Genomic DNA, 22,280 nt, shown 5'->3' with positions numbered 1-22,280 from the left:
ACGCGGAATTTCTTGTTACCGGATACGGATGTGATAAATGGTTAAATTGTATCAATTGTCTCTCTCCTCCGCCTGTAGATAAGCGCTTTCAACCAAAATATCTGCTTACAATACAGGTATATTATGTCCCTCCTATCGTACCCAATTTTCGGAACATTGTCAATGTTAAAATGGACAAATAGAAAAGTAAGTTATAATATAACTTTCGAAACTAAAATAAAAATATACTATCACTTTCTATTTGTTGGATCTAGCCGATTCTTCCTTTCTATACGATTGGAAAACCCGCAGAAATTAATCACATGAATAAATATCGTAATGTTTTTCGTTAGTTATTATTGATTTTGTATGTTACATAGATTATAGTGGTCCATAACGAAAGCATTTTTTCAATATATTATACTTTTTGAAAAAAATGAACTGAAAAGGGATGGAAATCATGACAGTCGAAAATGGCCGTGAATCTGACCATATGCCAAAGATGAAACTAAATGAAACAGATAAAAGGATTATAGAAATTTTATTGGAGAACGCCCGGATCTCCTATACTGACCTTGCCAAGGAAATCGGTTTGTCCAGAGTGGCAGTACAGTCTCGCATCCAAGCAATGATTGAAGACGGAGTCATTGAACGTTTCACCGCAGTAGTCAACCCTATTAAAGTTGGTATTCAGGTGTCTGCCTTTTTCAACGTGGATGTAGAGCCTAAATATTTAAATGAAATTGCCGAGAAGCTGGCAATTCACCCTGCCGTCACAAGTCTTTATCATATGACAGGACCAAGCACGCTGCATATGCACGGAGTTTTTAAAAACATGAAGGAAATGGAAGAGTTCCTGCTTGAAACTCTTTATTCTACAAAAGGAATTATGCGTGTCGATACGCAAATGCTGTTAAAACGTTATAAAAGCAGAATGGGCTTAAAGCTTTAATGTTACGAATTTCGGGGAGGGATGAAAAATGGACTTAAAAGGATACAGAACGCTGTCAGGGGCTATGTTAAGGGTAGGTATTTTCGGATATGGCGGAGGACCGTCTGTTATCCCGTTATTCCGCCATGAAGCGGTCATACGATATAACTGGATGAGCGATAAAGAATTTGGTGAGCTGCTTGCTTTTGCAAATGCACTGCCAGGCCCCATAGCCACCAAGCTGGCCGCTCAGCTTGGCTATCAGCAAAAAGGAACTGCAGGTGCAGTTGTAGCCATTCTCTCGCATATTTTGCCTACCTCCATCGCTATAGTGGCTCTATTGGGCGCCCTATATTCGATGAAAGAATCGGTAATTGTTGCGGGAATGATTGCAGCGGTCAGACCGGTGATTGCGGTACTGCTTGGTATTACCGCCTACGAGTTTTGCGCAAAAACATGGGGCGGTCTCGGTAAAGTGATCGGGGTTGGATTCGGCGTTCTTGCCTTCCTGCTGCTCGGCGTATTGGATCTTCATCCGGCTATCGTCATTATTACCTTTTTAGCATATGGTACGGTCCATTTAAAAGTTTATAATTGGGCCAATCAAAGGTGGGAAAAAAAGAAGAAAGAGGAGAATAGAGAGGGAATGTCGTCATGATTTATTGGGATTTGTTTTGGGCCTTTTTTGTTGCCAACATTCTGGGATATGGCGGAGGTCCCGCCACCATACCTTTAACACAGCAACAAGTGGTAGACCATTACGGCTGGATGACCAATACGGAGTTTGTAGACATGCTTGCCGTTGCCAACGCCCTGCCTGGACCGATTGCCACTAAGATTGCAGCCTTTGCAGGCTACCAGGAGGCCGGCTGGCTGGGACTGATTGTTGCCACTATCGGCACAGTTGCTCCATCCGCCATTGCTATAATTGTTTTACTGAAGGTATTAAATCATTTTAAACAATCGCCCATTGTCAAAGGGATGACTATGCTTGTACAGCCAGTTATTGCGGTAATGATGATCCAGCTGACATGGCAGTTCAGTACAGTTTCTTTTGAGTCTATCGGCATGTGGCAGTCCATTTTTATCGGGCTGGTAGCACTGGTTGCCATTGTTTGGTGGAAAATTCATCCAGCCATCATGATAGTTGCCGCTTTTATTTATGGAGGAGCAGTCCTTCCGCATTTTATAGCATAACTTCCTAATCCTCCGGGGATAATACTTCAGATATGTAAAGGTAGCCCGGCGATTTGGCCGGGCCTTCCTTCTTTTCGAAGTGCATCACCACACCGAAACTGGTATGGAGGGACGAAAACCAAAAGACTGGTTAAATGTATTGCTTGTCACCCCGTCAGATCATCAGCGGCGTCCATTCCAAGCTTTGTTACATCCCTCTTAAATATTTTGGACATTACCAGCATATAGACGATACCTGTCGCCACCCAAATGACTCCTCCGATGAAAGCATCGGCATGCAGATGCGCCCAGAGGACCCCTGTTAACAAGGCACCAATCCCCGGCATAATCACGTATGAAAATACCTGTTTCGGAGTTTGGTATTGTTTCTTCTTGAAAACAAAATATCCGATTACAGACAGGTTAACGAAGGAAAAAGCGATCAGGGCACCAAAGTTGATGAGGGCAGATACTAATTCCAGACTTGGTCCCATGGCCAGCAAACTGACAAGACCGACAAATATTACATTAAACAGAGGTGTTCTGAATTTCGGGTGTACATAGCCAAACAGCTTTTTGGGCAAAACGCCATTTCTTCCCATCACATACATCAGTCTCGAAACACTGGCATGAGATGCCAGTCCGGAAGCAACAGTTGCTGCAAAAGCTCCCGATAAAAAAATGAGCTGGAACACAACACCGCCTACATACAAGGCAATTTCAGGCAGTGTATCATCCACAACATGAAATACCGAAACATCCGGAAACAGCGTTTGGGCAAAATAGGCGCCGGCAAAGAAAATCCCGCCCCCGATCAGGACAGTTAAAGCAATCGCCTTAGGCATCAAGTTGATGTCTTTTGCCTCTTCGGTATACATTGTAATCGCATCAAACCCGATAAAAGAGAAACAAACGATGGTAGCACCGGTTAAAACAGCAGCTATTTCCATATTGGCCTGGAACATTGGCTGAATAGTAAATAGTGTGCCGGTTCCCATCCCTTTATAAAGCTGTATAGAACCTAGTATCATAAAAACAACCATCAGCACCATAGTGAAAGCAACCAAAATGAAGTTTACGCCGGATGTAGACCTCATGCTGACAGCGTTGACAATAGTTACAAAGGCCACGTATGCGATCACCCATATCCAAGGAGAGGCATCAGGGAGTAAGGCTTCCATATATAACCGAATAATGACAGCGTTTACAAGAGGAAGTAGTAAATAATCAAGTAATGAAGCCCAACCTACCAAAAATCCAACTCGCGGCCCCATTGTTTCCCTTGTATAAGTGTAAGCAGATCCGGCACTCGGAAAAACTTTTACCATTTTCCCATAACTGATCGCAGTAAAAAGCATAACGATCAATCCGACTACATATGCCAAGGGGACAAGTCCGCCCGTTTGTTTCGAAACGATTCCGAAAGTATCGAATACTACAGTAGGTGTCATATAGCCTAAACCTAAAGCGACGATCGCCCATAATCCGAGTGATCTTTTCAGTGTTGTGTTTGTCCCCATTAAACGATGAGCCTCCCCCGACTTTTTTGTTTTTTTCTATAGGTTCCTGCTAATATTTTTTATTCGTTATTTCGGATTAACTGTTGGTTAATCCGAAATAACGAACGCTTACAGTGGTTTGTAATCCGGATTTTTCCATTCCAATAAAGCCGCATATTTCATGGACTCCGGATCAGTCGGCAAATAGTTTGGCAAAATCGCCTTGAATTCAAAGCCGTTCTTCAATTGGAACGTCATGACGGGATCATAGATCTCTCCGTCCACAACTTTTTGTGCGTATTGCTCTGCTGTTAATTGATCTGCATATTTATGATAATTTGGGATGCGTCCTCCAAAAAGAATACTCTCCAAATTAAATGCCTTTGCGATCGCTCTTCTCGCCTGGTAAAGACGTTTTCCTATTTTTAACCCCCTATAATCAGGGTGCACGACTACTTCAGTTCCATAAAGGTTTCTGCCTTTTGGGTTATGATTGCGAATGTATCCGTTATCTGAAATATCATCAAAAGAATGATTTACCCCATAGTCTTTTTCAAAATTCACAATGACACTTGAACATGAACCTACTATACTTCCATCATCATGCTCTACGACGACCTGACCTTCGGGAAAAATTTTAATCTGGCTCGCCAGGTGTTCCGGTTTAAATGGGATTTCCGGATCTCCAAAACCAATGACGGCCATCTTATTTACATTGTAAATGTCATCTAAAGTCATAAACCTTGCACCAATTTGCTCCAAGGCCTTTTCCAGATCCTTACTCAAAGAAAGCTCCTCCTTTCCTAAAGGGATTGTACGCAAAATGGCTTTACGTACAATCCAAAATATAATTAACCAGCATCGGCACCACATTTCAATAAAAGGTTGTTCAGCTTCCGGCTAAGAATCGTGAAGCTTATATTTGGATGTCAGGGAAATGATGCCAAGTGCTATTACATCGGTGCCGGAAAAATACAAATGGCCGGATGTACCCTTAATTGTTAGTTTTCATAAATGGATACGAATTTTTCCTCCAAATATTCCTCTAATCCGAATTTCCCGCCTTCTTTGCCCATCCCGCTTTCCTTTATTCCGCCGAATGGAGCTTGGATGACGATTGGAGTCGGATCGTTAATTCCAATAATTCCAAATTCAAGCTCTCTCATCATTCTTAATCCGCGGCCTAAATTTTTCGTATAACAATAAGCCGCCAATCCATACAAAGTACTGTTGGCTCTTTCGATAATTTCTTCTTCCGTCTCAAATGTGAATACAGGCGCAATCGGACCAAAAGTTTCTTCTGTTGCGATCACCATGTCGTCTGTGGCATTCAACAAAACTGTCGGTTCAAAGAAATAACCGCTACCTTTATCGTAGTTATATACCCTACCGCCGGCCACTACTTCTGCATTTTTCTTAACAGCATCTTCCACCTGATTTTTCATTGTTTGTAATGCACTTTCGTTAATAAGCGGACCAACGTCCGTTCCTTCCTCTAAACCATCACCAATCTTAAGCTCGGCTGTACGTTTAGCCAATTTTTCAGCAAATTCTTTTGCAATGCTTTTATGTGCATATACACGGTTTGTACTGATACATGTCTGACCGGTATTTTTAAACTTGGAAAGCATTACACCTTCCACAGCCAGGTCAATGTCTGCATCTTCAAAAATGATATACGGAGCGTGTCCGCCCAATTCCATGGATACTTTTTTCATTGTATCCGCCGAATCACGAACAAGCATTTTCCCGACACGTGTGGATCCTGTAAATGTAAGCTTGCGGACATCCGGGCTTGATGTCAGCTCTTTGCCGATGTCTTGAGAAGGGCCAATGACAAGGTTTACAACACCTTTGGGAACACCTGCATCATGAAAGCACTCAAATACTTTGATGGCAGATAAAGGAGTCTGATTTGCCGGTTTAAGAACAACCGTGCAGCCTGCAGCAAGAGCCGGTGCTATTTTTCTGGTAATCATGGATAGAGGAAAGTTCCAAGGAGTAATTGCACCGCATACCCCTACAGGCTGTTTTACAACCATCAGACTTTTATCCCGATGCGAGGCCGGCAGCACTTCTCCATAGATTCTTTTGGCTTCTTCTGCATACCAGTCAAGGTAGCTGATGGCACTGCGAACTTCATTTTTTGCATCCGGAAGCGGCTTGCCGTTTTCAAGTGTTATAATCTGTGCAAGCTCATCTGCTCTTTCTCTCATGAGCTTGACGGTTTTGAAAAGGTATTCACTTCTTTCATTGCCTGTTGTTTTCTTCCACGTTTTAAAAGCTTCTGTTGCGGCAGCAATTGCTGTTTTTGTTTCTTCCGCTCCACAAGTAGAAATTGTGTCAATGACCTCTAATGTTACAGGGTTGGTCACCTCTAGTTTTTTTTCAGATTCAAGCCATTCACCATTAATGTAATACATCTTGAAACCTCCTCCAAATTAATAATCAAGGGAGAATATTTCTCCCTGCAACTCCTTAATTAAATTCATATGCAATAAATATGCCACCCATTATCAGCTGTCTCTACTGCTTAAAAACACGAACATCTCCATCATTAGTTGTACCCTTTCCACCAGCCGTCCGGCACTCTATTATTCTAGAAGGAATAGTTTTATGCAAAATTGCATATCCCGCATTAACCAATGCTTATATTTTCTCTTTCCTGTTTTCGGCTTAAAATCTTCTGGTACTTCCGACTGACGGATGACTGGCTGATCCCGAGCGCAGTAGCCGCTTTTGTTGTCGTTTTATAGATATTCATTGCTTGTGTAATCAACTGCTCTTCCACAGCTTCAAACGCCTCTTGAAGCGGCATAATGTTAGTGATAATCGGCTTCACCTTAGTCATCGGTTCATTAAGCTTTAGAACCTGTCCTACAATACTGGCGTCGATCACCTCATCATCGGCTGTGACAATGAGACGCTCCACGATATTTTGCAGCTCCCGTATATTTCCGGGCCACGTATACGCTTCCAGCAAATTCAATGCATCCGGCGTCAGATGATAACTGCTTCCGTGCAGTTCATTAAACTGCTTCAAAAAGTGGAAAGCAATTAACGGGATATCTTCATGCCGCTCCCTTAACGGAGGAATATGAATAGGAATGACATTTAATCGGTAGAAAAGATCTTCACGAAACGACCCTTCAGCCACCATGTCCCTCAAGTCTTTATTCGTGGCAGCAATAATCTGGACATCGACCGGAATCGCATCCGTGCTTCCGACAGGTGAAACCTCTCTTTCCTGGAGAACACGGAGCAGCTTTACCTGAAGCCTCAGAGGCATCTCGCCGATTTCATCAAGAAACAATACACCTTTATCCGCCTGTTTAAAGTATCCTTCTTTTCCTCCCGGATCCGCTCCCGTAAATGCACCTTTCACATAACCAAAAAGCTCACTTTCCAAAAGGGTTTCGGGGATCGCTCCGCAATTCACCTTTAAAAACGGCCTGTCTTTCCTTGCACCCAATTGATGAATCGCTTGAGCTATAACTTCTTTTCCAACGCCTGATTCTCCCTGAATAAGCACGGTTGATGAAAACTTGGCAACTTTGTGTACCTGAGACATAATATCTTCCATCTTCTGGCTTCGGTAAATGAGCTTTCGGCTCAATTGCTCCTGCGTTTTTATTTCATCAAGTTCTTGCTTGTATTGCTCAGAAATCTTCCTTATCTCACGGAGCTCATCCCGAAGGCGGGCAGCTTCCGTAATATCACGGGATGCTACTATTATTCTTTCAATCTCGCCATTTTCATCGAGCACCGGATTTCCGACAGCCAATACTTTTTTTCCGGTTGGCGTCTCTTGGACAACCGAGACTTTTTTCTTCTTTTCCATGACAAGGCGTGTAACAGAGGGCATAAACAGACCCTGCTTCTCAAGTTCAATTATATTTTTTCCTACGAGGTCCTTTAAATCCGCTCCCCAAAATTCAGGAATAGCGTTTTCACTGTAACGGATTAACTTCCCCTGAGCATTCACTACAAGTATCTCGTCATATATACTGGAAAGAATAGCATTTAAATCTTTGTTTAAGTTTTTGACAGACTCCAATTCCATGGCCATCTGCTCCACCATAGGCAGATCTTGAACAATAATTACAATCCCTTCAACATTCTTTTCTTCATTGATAATAGGGCTGTAATCCACCAGAATTCCAGATTCATTTGTTACTTGTATTTGGTTTAAAACGGTTTCACCGGTTTGAAACACATGTTTTAAATGGTCGGCATCAAAAATAGATTCAGCAGACTGATTAAGAACCTGATTCGCTTTAAAGCGGGTCATTTCAAGGGCCGACTCATTATAGTCCACAATAACGCCGTGATTATCGACAATAAAAATCCCCATCGGAATGAACATTAACAAGACTTTTAACAGGTTCGAGTCCTCATTCTCCAGTTTAAAAAGCTCAACAATCAAGTCTTCTCTTAATACATAACCTGTAATTGTACCGCTTTCATTTTTTATCAAAGAAAATTCCTTGCCCAGCACTTGGAAAATAGAAGAAAATGAGAGATTCTCTGTTAGCGTTCTCAATTCTGAAATGGGCACGGCATACTGCTTCACTTGCTTCAAACTCAAATTCCCATCGTTTCGCTCATTCATGGAAAGATCCTTCAAATGGATATAGGATGTCACTTCCCCGTCTTCTTCCAAAAATATAAACCGGTTCTTTTTATCCGACAAAAGGGCGCGCCATTCTTGCTCGGGTTTATCTACAGAAAGCTTGATAATCGGCTGTATAATCTCTTTTGAGATAGAATACACACTGGGTCCCCCTTTCTTTTTTGTCTATTCTTGTAGGATATATGGACTATTATACCAGAAAATAATCATATGAGTATGTAATTTTTAATTTTTTATTCAAATTTGAATTACTTGTATTTATTTTGCATAACCTTAGATTGCGTATTTTTTATTCTAAAGCGAATAATTTATGCATATTATCATAATTTTTATTCTATTATTCTTACATTTTCCACTATTTCTTATGAAAAAGCGTATGAAACTTTTGGCATATAACTTGCATAAATATTAATTAAGTTTCACCGAAACATAATATTCTGACCAGAGCAACCAGATAAAAGGAGTGGTAAAGCATTGAGTGAAATAATGGTGAAGTTAAACAATGTAGTCAAAAGCTTTGACGATAACGTTGTGGTTCAGAACATTCATATGGATATCAAAGCCGGGGAGTTTCTTACCCTGCTGGGGCCCTCCGGGTGTGGAAAAACAACAACCCTTCGTATGATCGCAGGTTTTGAACAGCCTACCGACGGAGAAGTCATTATCGACGGGAAAGAAGTCAGCAGTATTCCTCCACATAAACGGGATGTAAATACGGTATTCCAAAGCTATGCTTTGTTCCCACATATGAACGTTTTCGATAATGTGGCCTTTGGACTAAAAATGAAAAAAGTAAGCAAAGAAGAGATTAAGCGCCGTGTTATGGAAGCGCTTCAATTGGTGCAGCTCCACAGCTTTGTGGAACGTAAACCTGACCAGCTGAGCGGCGGTCAAAAACAGAGGGTTGCAATTGCCCGGGCACTTGTTAACAGCCCTAAAGTACTCCTTTTGGATGAGCCTTTGGGAGCGTTGGACTTGAAACTGCGCCGCCAAATGCAGGTGGAGCTGAAACACTTGCAGCAACAATTAGGAATTACCTTCATTTATGTAACCCATGACCAGGAAGAAGCTTTAACGATGTCTGACCGAATTGCCGTGATGAACGCAGGCATCATTGAACAGCTTGGTACCCCTGATGAAATATATGAGCGGCCTGCATCACGCTTTGTAGCCGATTTCATCGGTGAAACCAACTTATTCGAAGGGAAAGTTGTTGAAATAGATCAGAAGCACGCTTACTTTGATCTTTCCGGCCATAAAATCCCTATTGTTCCTGCCAATCCGCTGTCACTGGATGAGGAAATATCCATGGCCATTCGTCCGGAGAGAGTACACCTTCACGGCGAAGCAAACGGGGCCGGTTTTGCCATTCCCGGAAAAGTCGTTGAACATATTTATGTTGGATCTGTCATTAAAACTGTAGTTTCCCTTCCGGGGGGACAACAAGTAATTGTTAACGAAACCCCGGAAATAGCCCATTCATTTGCTGTTGATCAAGATGTATTTATCAATTGGGAACCTGATAAGGCGGTGGTTATTGCGTAATGGAAACGAACCTGGCTCCGGCAAATAAAAGTTCTGTTGTCACCAAGAAAAAAAGGCGAAATACCGGCCGCCTCCTTGGTATGGCGTGGACACTTTCGCCAGTGACCTTTTGGCTTATTTTATTTTTCATTTTCCCGCTGCTTTTTATATTATTGATCAGTTTTGCAACAAGGGGTCTGTACGGGGGTGTTGATTATGTGTTTACTATTGAAAACTATACCCGGTTTTTCGACCCGCTCTACTTAAAGATACTGTGGGATTCTCTTGTCATTGCCGGATTCACCACAATTTTTTGTCTTGTTTTTGGTTATCCATTTGCCTATATCATAGCAAGGTCACCAAAAAAATACCGGGCACTTTTATTAATGCTCGTCATGGTTCCATTCTGGACCAATTCATTAGTCAGGACATACGCATGGATTGTACTGTTGCGGACCGAAGGCGTCATTAACATGATTCTGATGAAAATAGGCTTGATTTCAGAGCCTCTGGCCATGCTCTATAACTCTGGCGCAGTAATGGTTGGATTGATTTATACCCTTTTCCCGTTTATGGTGCTTCCTTTATATGCATCTATTGAACAATTGGATAAGTCCTACCTGGAGGCAGCCAGTGATTTAGGGGCCAAACCTTGGCAAACCTTTACGAAAATTACGCTTCCGTTAACAATGCCCGGTGTGGTAGCCGGCTGTTTGCTTACGTTTATTCCTACACTCGGACTATTCTTTATTCCAGATTTAATGGGAGGTTCAAAATCGCTGTTAATTGGGAACTTGATCAGAAACCAATTCCTCACCGCAAGGGACTGGCCGTTTGGCTCTGCCGCATCCATGATATTAATGATTCTGACATTAATATTTATCCTCATCTACTTGAGGGTCGGCGGCAATAAAAAAGGACTGGAGGTGCTGTAGATGAACTTCCGGTTAAAAAGCTTATCATCCATTATTTATGCTTTATTGATTTACAGCTTTTTGTATATTCCAATCATTGTATTAATCATCTTTTCCTTTAACAAATCCAGATTAAATGCCGTCTGGACAGGTTTTACTTTTGAATGGTATGCGAAACTGATGCAAAATACCGACATTTTGGAGGCTGCTAAAAACAGTTTGACTGTTGCCTTCGCTTCAACTATTGTTGCAACAATGATTGGTACGATTGCAGCAGTCGGCATGTATCGCTTCCACTTCCGGGGAAAGACAGCTCTGGATGGGATGCTCTACCTGCCCATTGTTATTCCGGAAATTGTCATGGGGATCTCTTTGTTGGCATTTTTCGCACTCGTCAGCATGCCGTTGGGGATCACGACATTAATCATCGCTCACGTGACATTTTGTATACCGTTTGTCGTTGTTGTTGTCAGGGCAAGACTGGAAGGCTTCGATCCGTCCATGGAGGAAGCCGCCCGGGATCTTGGGGCTAATGAATGGCATACCTTTACCAAAGTCACTTTGCCTATTATTGGCCCTGGAATTCTGGCGGGCGCTCTCTTGTCTTTTACCCTTTCCATTGACGATGTCATCATCAGCTTTTTTGTTGCAGGACCGAGCAGTACGACCCTGCCGTTAAAAATCTTCTCCATGGTGAAATTCGGCGTATCACCTGAGATCAATGCATTGTCAACCCTGATGCTTGTCATCACCCTTTCCATCGCGGTATTTGCACAGCTGAGATTGAATAAATAAGAAATAGTGCCGGTGCCTTTTAGTCTGTACCGGCATCTTTTTACAAATATTATTTTATCTATACTAAAGGGGGAAATGTTGTGCACTTATTAAAGGAGAAGAAACAGTACATCTTCCTGTTTATCTGGTTACTGATAGCAGGCACTTTCATGGCAGGCTGCGGAAGCAATTCAGAAGAGACCGGCGGATCTGCAGATGAAGGAGATGGTGAACTTTCAGGCGAGCTTAATTTATTTATTTGGTCCGAGTATATGCCCGACCGCGTCATCAAGCAATTTGAGGAAGAAACAGGAATCAAGGTTAATTATAATGTATATTCATCCAACGAAGAAATGCTTGCCAAAATCAGTGCTGGAGCAGCAGGTTATGATATCTCTGTTGCCAGTGACTACATGGTTGAAATTATGAAAAAGCAAGATCTGCTTGAGCCTGTCAACAAGGATAACCTTTCCAACATGGGCAACTTGGATGAACAATTTTTGGGTCAAAGCTTTGATCCTGAAAATGACTACTCCATTCCTTATATGTGGGGAAATGTCGTCATCGCCGTAAACAAGGACACCGTCAATAAGGAAGTAACAAGCTACAGCGACCTGTGGGATCCGGAGTTTAAAAACTCCCTTGTTGTTTTGGATGACCAAAGAGTTCTCATCGGCATCGCAAACAAACTTCAAGGGGAATCTATGAATGCAACAGATCCGGAAGTTATTCAAAAATCAAAAGACATTCTGATGGATTTATTGCCGAATGTGAAAGCATACGACAGTGACAGTCCGAAAACAATGCTTGTAAACGGTGAGGCAAAAGCAGGTATTGTATGGGGAGCAGAAGCGTATCTTGCTTCAGTAGAGAATCCAGCCATTGAAACGGTTTTGCCTGAAGAAGGAACGAATATCTGGATGGATAACTTTGTTATTCCAAAAGGTGCGCCCAATCAAGAAAATGCTGAAGCATTTATTGACTTTATATTACAACCGGAAGTCAGCGCGGAAATTTCTAAAGATTTTCCTTATGCAAATCCGAATATCGCAGCACATGAATTGATTGACGAAGAAATATTAAATCATCCTGCTGTATACTCACCCGAGGAATTTTTAAACAAGAGTGAATTTTTTACAGATATTGAAGATGCCATCCTAGAATACGACCGTGTTTGGTCGGAGATAAAACAGTAAAAAGAATCGAATCCGGACATCAGCAAATATGGCTGGGGACTGCCAAAGTGACTGCTTATCGGCGATATGCAAAATCGGTGCTTAAGCCGATGGCATTCACAGGCAGATAAGACAATGACGCTTCAAGGCCTTGCACCGTTGGCAGGCTCAAAACGTAGCCTCCTTGAAAAAGCTTCTTGGTAAGATTGTGGAAGATCTGCGAAGCACATTTCCGGTTCTCCCGCTTCAATGAGACAGCACTTTTTGTCTTTATCGAAGACAAGTACCTTTGCTGCCATACTTCATGTGTATCGAACTAAAAGACTGCGGCTTTGCGCGAGAGAAGAAAGTGATCTGACAGGTATACATTAGCTGGATGCGCAGCCGCTGAACCCCACAACTTAGATTGTAATAACACTTCAAAAGTAAGAAAATTCCCATTGTTTTACAACCATAACCTTTAGGAGGAAAGCTATGAAAAGAAATGTAAAGACGATTGCAGCCGTTTTAATCACTTCCCTGTTAGTTATAACATTTTTATCCGGATGCGGAAGCAGTAATTCATCCGGCGGTCAAGAGTCAAAAGAGCTGAATGTATTTAACTGGACTGAGTACATACCTGACATCACTATTCAAAAATTTGAAGAAGAATACGGTGTAAAAGTAAACTACAGCATGTTCTCTTCCAATGAAGAAATGTTGGCCAAAGTAGCAGCAGGCGGAGGCGTATATGATTTGACAATGGCTAGCGACTATATTGTCCCTTCCATGATTGAGCGCGACATGATTGAGCCTATTGACTTATCAAATATTCCCAATTTTGAATATCTCATTGATGATTATATTGACCAGGACTTTGACCCCGGAAACAAATATTCAGTCCCTTTTATGGGCAATACTTTGTCACTTGGTGTCAACCCTGATGCCATTGGTCTCGACCCCTCAAAAATTACCAGCTACACCGACCTTTGGAGTCCTGAGTTAGAAAATCAGTTGGTTGTTTTGGATGACCAGCGGATGATCATCGGAATGATCTTGAAATCACTTGGCTACAGTGCCAATAGTACTGATCCGAAAGAACTGGAAGAAGCAAAAGAAAAAATGATTGAATTGCTGCCTAACATTAAAGCCTTTGACAGCGACAGTCCAAAGCAAATGATGGTAAATGGAGAAGCTGCCGGCGGACTGGTTTGGGGACCTGAGATTGCACTCGCCCAAAGAGAAGGAGCCAACTTCGAAACAATAATTCCTGAAGAGGGTCTTCTGATTACGATGGATAACTGGGTAATCCCTAAGGATGCCAAAAATAAAGAGCTGGCTGAAAAATTTATTAACTTTATTCTGGAACCTGAAATCAGCGCAGAAATTGCTCAGCACCAGCCATATATTAACCCGAATAAAGAGGCCAGGAAATTAATCGACGAGGATATATTAAATAATATTGCCATTTATCCTCCGGAAGAAGAAGTGGAGCGCCTGGAATACATCGAAGACATTGGTGAAGCCATTCAACTTTATGACCGTGTTTGGTCTGAAGCAAAAGGAAGTCAGTAATATGAAACTGGGACATAACTGGACTTCAACTATAGATGAACAATGCAGGAAATATGCTTAGGATTCCTGAGGGAGGAAAGATCCCAGTGATACCTCGCAATGCGGCAGAACAGGGAGGTATCACCAGCCTCCCATGCAGAAGCGGATGATATTCACTTGCCGTCATTTCTGACGGGTTTTAATAAATACAGTACTGTTCTGGCTACAATAAATAATGATTTTTCTTAAAGCCACAATGTAAGGATTGTAGTTTGCCTAGAAAGGAGTTTACCTATGTCGAATAAAGGTTTTACATTATTTTCTTGGCCATTGTATATATATTGCTGATGGCTTTAGTCTTGGCAGGCTGCGGGACAAATCCGGGATCGGACACTGAAGAAGCAGCAGGAAGCAAAAATAATGAAGAAGAAATTGCAGGAGAGTTAAATCTGTTTAATTGGTCGGAATACATGCCGGACAGTGTGATTGAAAAGTTTGAAGAGGAATATGGAGTCAAAGTAAATTACAGTACATACTCATCTAATGAGGAGATGCTTGCAAAAATCAATGCGGGGGGCCTCCGGGTATGATATCGCAGTGGGAACAGATTTTATGGTAGAAGTCATGATAAAAGAAGGTTTACTTGAACCGCTGAACCATGACCATATCACAAATTTAAATAACATTGACGATCAATTTCCGGATAAATCTTTTGACCCCGGTAACAAGCATTCTGTCCCTTATATGTGGGGAGGAGCTTTTATAGCCTATAATAAGGATACAGTAGATACTGAGATTACCAGTTATAAAGATCTTTGGAAGCCTGAATTTAAAAATTCCCTGGTAGTATTGGATGATCAAAGAGTTATGATGGGAATTGCCAATAAAATGCAGGGCGAATCCATGAGTTCTACTGACCCGGAAGTGATCGAAAAGTCCAAAGAACTTCTAATCGATTTACTCCCAAATATTAAAGCGTTTGACAGTGACACACAAAAAACGATGCTCCTCAATGGAGAGGCTAAAGCCGGTATTGTATGGGGTGCGGAAGCATATCTTGCCCACCGTGAAAACCCTGCTATTGAGACAGTTCTTCCGGAAGAAGGTATGTATCTCGGAATTGATTGCTTCATTATCCCTAAAGGAGCGCCAAATCAAAGAGCAGCAGAAGCTTTTATTGATTTTGTTTTGCGCCCCGAAATCAGTGCGGAAATTACACAAGATTTCCCCTATTCTAATCCAAACAAAGCTGCGCATGATCTGATTGATGATGAAATACTGAATCACCCTGCCGTCAACCCTCCCGAGGAAGAACTGGCCAAAGGTGAATTTCTGAAAGACCTGGGTGAAGCTGTCAAGGACTGTGACCGCGCTTGGTCAGAGGTAAAACAATAGTATGAAGATGTTCCCATAGTGACAACTCCAACATTCAACTAAAAAATTCCGAACGAGCTCAAATTTTGAGTTATCGTTCGGATTTCTTCTTTGACTAAAGCAGGATAAACCAATCTTTTCAAACGCCGGATGGGAAAGACTTTGCTGCATAGGACATGGCTGCTTCTTATTGGGAGACCTATTTTTACATTAAAGACTTACCCGAAAACTATATCCCCTCTGCTTATTCCGGAATTCCCCAGCTTTTTTGCATGTAGACATGTATCTGCCGGCAAGCCTTGACATACCTTCGAAGTATTATACAAGCCTTATAAAAGGATTTTTCCATTCCATTAATACCGCGCAGTTGCATGATTCTTCATCTTCAAGATAATTCGGCAAAACCTGTACAGGGGATCGGCCGCAATGCAGCAGAAAGGTCACGACCGGGTCTTTGATCTTGCCTTCCATGACCTGATTTACATATTCTTGAGCGGTCATTTTCTGTTGGTATAGATGATATCGGGGCATTCGGGCTCCGCCAATAAGCCGTTCCAGACGCTCATAAACGACAATTTCATACATTGACTGTATCAGCCACTTTCCAAGGCCCAGGTTACGAAAATCCGGCTTTACGCAAATATCCACGATATAGAGAGCATTTCCGTATGGATCATGATTTCGAATATAGCCATCATCTGTGATCTCTGACCAAGTATGTTCCGGTTCATTCGGATCATATTTAATTTTTAATCCGGTGATAGAACCAACAATTTCACCTTTTATCTCTACACACAGGGCCCCTTGCGGATATCTTTCAACATGCTCGCTCAGCTGGCTCTCATTCCACCAGAGATCTTCCGGGAAAGGCGGGGGAAAGCTTTCCTTTTGCCCCTCGATTAACCCCTGAAAATCATTCTTTGTATAGTTTCTGATAACAGCCTGAATAGGTTTATCACCATCAAAGACGTACCAAGTTTTATACAAAGGAATTCCTCCTAGGAAGCTTTTTCATCAAAATTTAATTCAGGCGGCTTGTTCTTAAACATTTTTGTTAAATAGGCCAGATAAACAACGCCGATAATAAACCAACCGATGCCCAGTATGAATGCATCACGGCTTAAGCTCGTCCATAACCACAGACATAGAACAATCCCTATAAACGGAATAACCAAATAAAGGATTGATTCCTTGAGAGACCGGCGCTTATGTTTAACAAAATAATGTGAGATGACTGAAATGTGAACAATGGTAAAGGCTGCAAGGGCACCAAAGCTAATAAACGATGCCACAGTATCCAATGAGAATACCAAGGATGACAAAGCGAGAAAACTTACGATTACAGTACTGTACAAAGGTGTCCTATACTTGGGAGATATATAACCAAATATTTTCTTTGGAAGAATCGTGTCACGGCCCATGGCAAACAGAAGTCTGGATACACTTGCATGGGAGCTGGCAGCAGACGCAAAACAGCCTAGTACGTATCCCGCTAGAAACATGGCTTTAAACAGGTTTCCTCCGATAAATACAGCAATTTGCAGTGGTGCCGAATCCGGGTCTTCGAATGACATATAGTTCGGATATACCATTTGTCCAACATAAGAGACGATGATAAACAGGACTCCTCCGATAATCGTTACAAGAAAAATGGCTTTAGGTATCGTTCTTTTGGCGTCAACCGTTTCCTCCGACAGAGTGGTTACAGCATCAAAGCCTAAAAAGGAAAGGCATAAGATAGCCGCTCCTGCAAATACCAAAGAAGGAGAGCCTTCCGGGTTAAAAAATGGGAGTGTGGAGAAAAGCGTTCCTGTTCCTCCTCCGGTCAAAATCGTTTTTACCGAAAGAATGAGAAAAAAAGCAATGACAATAATCTGAAATGCAATTAAGAAGAAATTGACATTTGTGACAACTTTAATTCCCCGTACATTAATAAAGGTAACAATTAAGATCGCCAGCAGGACCCAAACCCAGTTGGGAACTGAAGGGAATTCTGCATTTAAATAGATGCCGATTACCAGGTAATTAATCATGGGCAGGAACAGGTAATCCAACAGCAGGATCCAGCCGGTAAAAAAACCTGCATGTGAGTTAAGTGATTTCTGTGCATACGTATAAGCAGAACCTGTATAAGGATAGGCTTTAACCATATTCCCATAGCTGTATGCTGTAAACAACATTGTCAATAAGGTAATCGCATAGGCGGCCGGCAGCATTCCCAATGTCAATTGTGATACAATGCCATATGTGGTGAATACAGTCATCGGTACCATATATGCCAAACCAAAAAGGACTACAGGGAACAGTGTCAGTACCTGTTTAAACTCTGTGTCTTTCTTCATCAAACTCCCCCTTGTTTAGTTATGCTCTGTCTGTTGATATACAATGTTTCCGTTCATTACGGTCATCTGCACTTTAGCTTCCAATAATTCATTTGGTTCTGACGAAAATAAATCCCTGTCCATTACAATGACATCAGCCAACTTTCCCTTTTCCAATGTCCCCAGCTTGTCCTCCATGAAATTGCCGTATGCCGGTCCTGATGTATAATGCCTTATGGCTTGTTCCAAGGAGATCTTTTCTGTCGGATTCCACCCCCCTTCCGGTTTTCCATCATTAAACCTCCGAGTAACTGCCCGATAAATTTCCAGCATCGGGTTGATTTCCACCACAGGGAAGTCTGATCCAAACGCCACATGAGCCCCTGCTTCTGATAAAGCTTTAATCGGCCAAGTATAGGCGTCCCTTTCCTTGCCCATCCGAGTCAAGTAAATATTGTCTTCAAATGTTTCCGTAATGGCCATATGCTCCGGCTGCATAGAGGCAATCACACCTAGTTCGGCAAAACGACGGATATCATCCGGATGAATAACCTCAATATGTTCAATTGTATGACGGGAATCACGTTTCCCATTTCTCTGCCGGGCTTTTTCATATAAATCCAGCCCCAGGCGCACGGCTCCATCCCCACAGGCATGCAAACGCACCCGGAAGCCTTCTTTGTCTGCCTCGGTAACCCATTCCTCCAGCAGACCCGGAGGAAGAAACGGCTCCCCTCTTTCCAAAGGTTGATCTGAATATGGATCAACTAAAAAGGCAGTATAAGTGGCGGCAACGCCATCCAGAAACTGCTTTAATCCTGTAAATTTCAACACATCCGACGTAAACCTATCTCGAAGTTCTTTTGCCTTTTGCAAGTCTCCATGTAAAGGGCTGAGGAAAAAGGTTCTGACCGTAAGCTTCCCTTCTTTTTCAAATTTCTGATACAGGGACAAATCACCGACTTCAAAACCCGGCAAAGGAAGCATATCGCTGACAGAGGTAATGCCCAATCGATTTGCTTTAGCCAAGAAACGCGCCATCAGTTGACTGGCTTTGGGTTCCGGTATATGAAATGCCTTGTCAACAGCAAGCTTCATAGCTGTTTCCAGTAAAATTCCTGTAGGCCGGCCGGATTCATCCCTGATCACCTTGCCGAATGGCGGGTCTTCAGTATGCTCATCGATTCCCGCAACTTCCAATGCCTTCGTATTCAGCCATGCACCGTGACATTCGGCATTTAATAAAAATACCGGGCGGTCAGGGATGACCTTGTCCAAAATCGTACGATCCGGCATTTCTTTTTTATCCCAGAAAATGTGGTACCAGCTAAATCCGAGAATCCACTCATCCTCCGGACGGGTGTCGGCAAACCGTTTGACCATTTGTGCCGTTTCTTCGGCGGATCTTGCATCTGCCAGGTTTACATAGTCTTCAAACAAGCAGCCGAGTGTAAGATGAATATGAAAATCGTGAAATCCCGGCATTATGGTTTGGTTGTCAAACCTGTATACCTTTGTATCACTGCCTTTATACCGCTCCGCCTGTACCTCGCTCCCCACTTCTATAATAGTGTCATCCTTGATGGCAATACTCCCTTCCATGAGCCCTTTTCCAGTAAAAATACGATTACCCTGAATGATCATATTTGCCTTTTCCAATCGCTTCCCCTCTCACTTTCTAATCGGATTGATTTGCAAAGGGACGGTTAAAACACCATCCCGTCGCAAACTATTGCTTCACTTCAGACCAGACGCGGTCATATATTTGAAGGGCTTCTCCCACATCCACCGCATGAGCACCTTTAGGATGGTTGACTCCCTCCCCAATGGTCATTTCAATTTCTTTTCGGATATTATCCGGAAGCAGCTTCATTGCCTCTTCATTAGGGTTTACATAAGGATGATCCAATGTAATTTCTTTGCTGACCTCGGGATCATAACTGAAATTAATGAACTTTTCAGCGTTCTCTTTGTTCTTTGCTCCCTTTGGAATGACAAAGTTATCCTGCCATAAACTGAGGAAGTCCTCCGGGATAATGACTTGAATATTTGAATTTTCTCTCATCGCCAGCGCAGCTTCTGCTCCGTAAACAACTCCTGCTTTTACTTCATTACTGATTAAAAGATTTTTTGCATTATCGCTGTCATATACCTTTATATTGGGTCTTAACTTTTTCAGTTCTTCCCCTGCGGCAACGATTTCTTCTTCTTTTGTGGTGTTGGGGTCATATCCCAGCATACTGAGCATGGCACCCAGCATCGTACGGGGGTCATCAAGGATTACAAGGCTGTCTTTAAAATACGGATTGAACAGATCCTTATAGGAGGTCACTTCGATCTCATCATCAACAAGCTCCTCATTTACAACAATGACTTCTGTCCCCCACATATATGGAAGAGAGTAGTCATCATTCGGGTCAAATTCCCAGCCCAGATAGTCCTCCCCTATATTTTTCAAATGAGGAATGTTGTCTTTATTGATTTTTTCAAGCTTATCTTCTTTGATCAGCACCTCAATAAAATATGTGGACGGAACCGCAAGATCAAATTCTCCACCGCTGACATTTAATTTGGCAATCATTTCTTCGTTCGATGAAATTTCACTGTAATTCACCTTAATGCCGGTCTCTTCTTCAAATTGTTCAATCAGATGAGGCGGCAGATATTCTGACCAGTTCATGATGTTGACCTCTTCTTTTTTGGATCCTCCGGTACTGCCTCCGCATCCGGCCAAAACCAGTCCGGACACCATGAGAGCGGTTACAAATCCGATTAATGGCTTGATCCGTTTTTTCAAGACAACTTTTCCCCCTTGTTATTATTTATCAAACTTTCAATAGACACAATTTGTATCATTTTTATGTCACAGCAGGAGAGCCTGCTGCTCGTTCTTTCCTCTTTCTGTCTTTAAATGGGGTAGCAGTACCGATCTCACGATTTCTTCGCAATACTTCCAGATCAACATCTCCCACAACAACAGAATTTTTATCTTGGCAGCTTTCTGCCACTACTCCATCATTCGGGAAGGAAAAATCAATTGGAGAAAAGATGGCGGATTGTCCATATCTGGCATCTGCCATTGTAACGTTGGTCAAATTGCCGGATGCTCCTGAAATCACAGTATATACCTGGTTTTCTATTGCTCTTGCCTGTGAACAATATCGGATCCGCAAATATCCTTGCTTGTTTTCCTCTGCAAACGGAGTAAATATGATATTTGCCCCGAGATCAGCAGCCTGGCGGGCAAGTTCAGGAAATTGGATGTCATATCCGATCAGGATGGCGATTTTACCGCAATCCGTGTCAAACACCCGAAGTTCTTTACCCGGCTGAACACCAATCCAGCTTTTTTCAGATGGCGGTATATGAAGTTTAGCCTGTTTGTCCATTGTACCGTTTCGCCTGAATAAATAGGACACATTGTAAATATTATTGTCTTCCTCTTCATAGTGCGATCCGGCCACAATATTAATGCTGTATTTGAGAGCCAATCCGGAAAACAGCCCAATGTATTCGTTTGTATAAAACGTCACCTTTTGTGCCTGGCCGCTTGGAAACTTTTCATTTGAGAATGCTGCAAGCTGCATCGTAAGGACTTCCGGAAATACAACAAAGTCGGACCTTACCTTCGAGCTATTACGGACATAATACTCACATTGCCTGGCAAAGTCTTCAAAAGAATCAACTTTTTTAAAATCATATTGAATAGAAGAAATTCGGACGGGTAATGAATGCCTATAATCCAGCTCAGACGGAGGAACGTAATCTTCATTGACCCACTCCATTAATGTTGCATTCGTTAAAGAAGCTTTGTCATCAGGTAAATAGTTGGGCAATACTCTTTTAAACTGAAAACCGTTCATCGTTTGAAAAGTAATGACGGGATCGTACAATTTTTTCTGGATCACCTGTTCGACATATTCCTCTGGTGTCAATTGGTCGGCATACTTGTAATAATTTGGCATACGGCCGCCAAAAATAATGCTTTTTAAGTTTAATTTACGGCAAAGCTTTCGGCGTGCTTCATACAACCGGCGGCCAATCTTGAGTTTTTGGTAGTCCGGATGGACGACCACATCCAGTCCATACAGATTGACACCGTTTGGATTATGGTTGCGGATATATCCGTCACCGGAGATCTCATCTATCGTATGTTCTTCTGGGTATTCTTCAAAATTAATAACGATACTGGAGCAGGCTCCAATAATTTTTCCGCCGTATTCTACACAAAATTGTCCCTCAGGAAAAATTTGAATATGGCTTTTATAGTGCTTCGCTTCAAAAGCCACTCCCGGAATTCCGAAACTAAGGTTGGCGACTTTTACTACTTCCTCAATATCGTCCTCTCTCATGTTCCGAACAACGATTTCTTTCTCAATATTAGAAAGATCCGCTTTCATAAGTAAATTCAGCTTCCTTTCAGGAAATATTTTAATCAAAAAGGCTT

The 22,280-nt window shown here is 42.2% G+C and carries 19 protein-coding genes; 10 read left to right on the top strand and 9 right to left on the bottom strand.

Features of this window, described 5'->3' with window-relative positions; all coding sequences use genetic code 11:
• The first annotated feature begins 439 nt into the window (after window positions 1-439).
• From ACFSCZ_RS04435 to ACFSCZ_RS04425, 3 genes are read left to right on the top strand one after another with little or no spacing between them, the layout of a single operon-like run.
• Window positions 440-931, top strand: a complete 492-nt coding sequence (locus ACFSCZ_RS04435) for an Lrp/AsnC family transcriptional regulator (RefSeq protein WP_380772562.1) — start codon at window positions 440-442, stop codon at window positions 929-931.
• 28 nt (window positions 932-959) lie between these two features.
• Window positions 960-1,568 (top strand): chromate transporter, encoded by a 609-nt coding sequence (locus ACFSCZ_RS04430; protein ID WP_380772561.1) that lies wholly within the window; start codon window positions 960-962, stop codon window positions 1,566-1,568.
• Complete coding sequence (locus tag ACFSCZ_RS04425; RefSeq protein WP_380772560.1) at window positions 1,565-2,107, top strand: chromate transporter; 543 nt, start codon at window positions 1,565-1,567, stop codon at window positions 2,105-2,107. Before ACFSCZ_RS04430 ends, ACFSCZ_RS04425 begins: the two co-directional genes overlap by 4 nt.
• Window positions 2,108-2,253: 146 nt before the next feature.
• Here ACFSCZ_RS04425 and ACFSCZ_RS04420 read toward each other — a convergent pair whose 3' ends face one another.
• The 4 genes from ACFSCZ_RS04420 to ACFSCZ_RS04405 all read right to left on the bottom strand — a co-directional run bounded on the left by ACFSCZ_RS04420 (window position 2,254) and on the right by ACFSCZ_RS04405 (window position 8,359).
• On the bottom strand, window positions 2,254-3,606 hold the full coding sequence (locus ACFSCZ_RS04420; protein ID WP_380772559.1) for an APC family permease: 1,353 nt from the start codon (window positions 3,604-3,606) through the stop codon (window positions 2,254-2,256).
• A gap of 108 nt (window positions 3,607-3,714) precedes the next feature.
• On the bottom strand, window positions 3,715-4,371 hold the full coding sequence (locus tag ACFSCZ_RS04415) for a GNAT family N-acetyltransferase (RefSeq protein WP_380772557.1): 657 nt from the start codon (window positions 4,369-4,371) through the stop codon (window positions 3,715-3,717).
• A 215-nt stretch (window positions 4,372-4,586) separates the two neighbouring features.
• The gene (locus ACFSCZ_RS04410; protein ID WP_380772556.1) at window positions 4,587-6,008 is read right to left on the bottom strand and encodes an NAD-dependent succinate-semialdehyde dehydrogenase; all 1,422 of its coding nucleotides are present in this window, start codon (window positions 6,006-6,008) and stop codon (window positions 4,587-4,589) included.
• 215 nt (window positions 6,009-6,223) lie between these two features.
• The gene (locus tag ACFSCZ_RS04405; RefSeq protein ID WP_380772554.1) at window positions 6,224-8,359 is read right to left on the bottom strand and encodes a sigma 54-interacting transcriptional regulator; all 2,136 of its coding nucleotides are present in this window, start codon (window positions 8,357-8,359) and stop codon (window positions 6,224-6,226) included.
• Between the two features lie 333 nt (window positions 8,360-8,692).
• Between ACFSCZ_RS04405 and ACFSCZ_RS04400 the strand changes: the two genes are divergently transcribed.
• The 7 genes from ACFSCZ_RS04400 to ACFSCZ_RS04370 all read left to right on the top strand — a co-directional run bounded on the left by ACFSCZ_RS04400 (window position 8,693) and on the right by ACFSCZ_RS04370 (window position 15,533).
• Complete coding sequence (locus ACFSCZ_RS04400; protein ID WP_380772553.1) at window positions 8,693-9,763, top strand: ABC transporter ATP-binding protein; 1,071 nt, start codon at window positions 8,693-8,695, stop codon at window positions 9,761-9,763.
• Window positions 9,764-9,843: 80 nt separating this feature from the next.
• The gene (locus tag ACFSCZ_RS04395; RefSeq protein WP_380772611.1) at window positions 9,844-10,677 is read left to right on the top strand and encodes an ABC transporter permease; all 834 of its coding nucleotides are present in this window, start codon (window positions 9,844-9,846) and stop codon (window positions 10,675-10,677) included.
• Entirely contained in the window at window positions 10,678-11,451 is a 774-nt protein-coding gene (potC, locus tag ACFSCZ_RS04390; protein WP_380772551.1) for a spermidine/putrescine ABC transporter permease PotC, read from the top strand. It abuts the gene before it with no gap.
• Window positions 11,452-11,531: 80 nt separating this feature from the next.
• Window positions 11,532-12,626, top strand: a complete 1,095-nt coding sequence (locus ACFSCZ_RS04385) for a polyamine ABC transporter substrate-binding protein (RefSeq protein ID WP_380772550.1) — start codon at window positions 11,532-11,534, stop codon at window positions 12,624-12,626.
• 453 nt (window positions 12,627-13,079) lie between these two features.
• The gene (locus tag ACFSCZ_RS04380) at window positions 13,080-14,159 is read left to right on the top strand and encodes an ABC transporter substrate-binding protein (protein WP_380772549.1); all 1,080 of its coding nucleotides are present in this window, start codon (window positions 13,080-13,082) and stop codon (window positions 14,157-14,159) included.
• Between the two features lie 302 nt (window positions 14,160-14,461).
• Window positions 14,462-14,728: a hypothetical protein gene (locus ACFSCZ_RS04375; RefSeq protein WP_380772548.1), complete on the top strand. Its 267-nt coding sequence runs from the start codon at window positions 14,462-14,464 to the stop codon at window positions 14,726-14,728.
• Entirely contained in the window at window positions 14,694-15,533 is an 840-nt protein-coding gene (locus tag ACFSCZ_RS04370) for a polyamine ABC transporter substrate-binding protein (protein WP_380772547.1), read from the top strand. Before ACFSCZ_RS04375 ends, ACFSCZ_RS04370 begins: the two co-directional genes overlap by 35 nt.
• A 297-nt stretch (window positions 15,534-15,830) precedes the next feature.
• Here ACFSCZ_RS04370 and ACFSCZ_RS04365 read toward each other — a convergent pair whose 3' ends face one another.
• From ACFSCZ_RS04365 to ACFSCZ_RS04345, 5 genes are all read right to left on the bottom strand, one after another.
• Window positions 15,831-16,499 carry a GNAT family N-acetyltransferase gene (locus ACFSCZ_RS04365; protein WP_380772545.1) on the bottom strand — a complete coding sequence of 223 codons (669 nt, stop codon included), beginning with the start codon at window positions 16,497-16,499 and terminating at the stop codon, window positions 15,831-15,833.
• 11 nt (window positions 16,500-16,510) lie between these two features.
• Window positions 16,511-17,854 carry an APC family permease gene (locus ACFSCZ_RS04360; RefSeq protein ID WP_380772544.1) on the bottom strand — a complete coding sequence of 448 codons (1,344 nt, stop codon included), beginning with the start codon at window positions 17,852-17,854 and terminating at the stop codon, window positions 16,511-16,513.
• Between the two features lie 15 nt (window positions 17,855-17,869).
• Window positions 17,870-19,492, bottom strand: coding sequence for an amidohydrolase (locus tag ACFSCZ_RS04355; protein ID WP_380772543.1), 1,623 nt, complete (start codon window positions 19,490-19,492; stop codon window positions 17,870-17,872).
• A 70-nt stretch (window positions 19,493-19,562) separates the two neighbouring features.
• Entirely contained in the window at window positions 19,563-20,630 is a 1,068-nt protein-coding gene (locus ACFSCZ_RS04350; protein ID WP_380772542.1) for an ABC transporter substrate-binding protein, read from the bottom strand.
• Window positions 20,631-20,691: 61 nt separating this feature from the next.
• On the bottom strand, window positions 20,692-22,233 hold the full coding sequence (locus tag ACFSCZ_RS04345; protein WP_380772541.1) for a GNAT family N-acetyltransferase: 1,542 nt from the start codon (window positions 22,231-22,233) through the stop codon (window positions 20,692-20,694).
• Between the last annotated feature and the right edge of the window lie 47 nt (window positions 22,234-22,280).

Source organism: Siminovitchia sediminis, assembly GCF_042680885.1.
In the GTDB taxonomy this organism is placed as follows: domain Bacteria; phylum Bacillota; class Bacilli; order Bacillales; family Bacillaceae_C; genus Siminovitchia; species Siminovitchia sediminis.
Note: the sequence above shows the minus strand (reverse complement) of the source record. Positions and strands in the feature narration are given on the sequence as shown.

Excerpts from the sequence above, each read along its gene's own strand:
- ACFSCZ_RS04435 (WP_380772562.1), top strand. The coding sequence starts at position 440 with ATGACAGTCGAAAATGGCCGTGAATCTGACCATATGCCAAAGATGAAA.
- ACFSCZ_RS04430 (WP_380772561.1), top strand. The coding sequence starts at position 960 with ATGGACTTAAAAGGATACAGAACGCTGTCAGGGGCTATGTTAAGGGTA.
- ACFSCZ_RS04425 (WP_380772560.1), top strand. The coding sequence starts at position 1,565 with ATGATTTATTGGGATTTGTTTTGGGCCTTTTTTGTTGCCAACATTCTG.
- ACFSCZ_RS04420 (WP_380772559.1), bottom strand. The coding sequence starts at position 3,606 with ATGGGGACAAACACAACACTGAAAAGATCACTCGGATTATGGGCGATC.
- ACFSCZ_RS04410 (WP_380772556.1), bottom strand. The coding sequence starts at position 6,008 with ATGTATTACATTAATGGTGAATGGCTTGAATCTGAAAAAAAACTAGAG.
- ACFSCZ_RS04395 (WP_380772611.1), top strand. The coding sequence starts at position 9,844 with ATGGCGTGGACACTTTCGCCAGTGACCTTTTGGCTTATTTTATTTTTC.
- potC (WP_380772551.1), top strand. The coding sequence starts at position 10,678 with ATGAACTTCCGGTTAAAAAGCTTATCATCCATTATTTATGCTTTATTG.
- ACFSCZ_RS04380 (WP_380772549.1), top strand. The coding sequence starts at position 13,080 with ATGAAAAGAAATGTAAAGACGATTGCAGCCGTTTTAATCACTTCCCTG.
- ACFSCZ_RS04360 (WP_380772544.1), bottom strand. The coding sequence starts at position 17,854 with ATGAAGAAAGACACAGAGTTTAAACAGGTACTGACACTGTTCCCTGTA.
- ACFSCZ_RS04345 (WP_380772541.1), bottom strand. The coding sequence starts at position 22,233 with ATGAAAGCGGATCTTTCTAATATTGAGAAAGAAATCGTTGTTCGGAAC.